The organism is Tsukamurella asaccharolytica (assembly GCF_007858435.1).
Lineage (GTDB): Bacteria > Actinomycetota > Actinomycetes > Mycobacteriales > Mycobacteriaceae > Tsukamurella > Tsukamurella asaccharolytica.
Genome location: NZ_VIGW01000047.1, coordinates 1 through 628 on the forward strand (window position 1 = coordinate 1; position 628 = coordinate 628).

Below are 628 nucleotides of genomic sequence, written 5' to 3' on the forward strand. Positions count from 1 at the left end.
CACGCCAGGTGCAAGATCGAGTTCAAATCGAGTAATTACCGGACCGGGTTCAATATTGACAACAGAGACCTCAATATTGAAGTGCTTAAACTGCTCCTCAATGAGTGAGGCAAGTTCTGCAAGCTCCGCTTCATCATAACTTTCGGTCACAGGAGGGGGATTACCTAAAAGATCTAATCCCGGTAGACGACCTGCCATCGGGAACTCTTTAGGCGCTTTAACCGGAATCGGCATTCCACTTTTCGGATCGATCTCATGACCGATATAGCGCGCTTTATTGCTTTCAGCTACTGGCGAGGCTTCATTTTGAGTCTCAAATGCCGGGGTGATTACCTCGACTAATTCTTCCTCATCTTCTTCATCTATATTCTGCTCCTCCTCAAAATCACCAAAGGTGAGATCAAGGGGCTCAATTTCGGTCTTAGTCTGCGCTGACGGATGATCTGTCTCATCTTGCGCTATTGTGGGGTCGGTAATGGCAAATTGTAAAGGCGTAATCGCTAGTGGATTACTCCCATTTTGATAGGAAGACATCTGATTTTCAGATTCTTCTGCTGAGTGATCAAGATCTGTCGCCATATCTGTATCAAAATCACTTCGGTATATAGCATCACTCTCATCTGCCTGT

General features: G+C 45.5%; 1 protein-coding gene. It reads right to left on the reverse strand.

Annotated elements, in window-relative coordinates; all coding sequences use genetic code 11:
• Positions 1–628 (reverse strand): DNA translocase FtsK (locus tag FK529_RS20885; protein ID WP_269432107.1); only part of this gene is annotated, 628 nt, incomplete at both ends.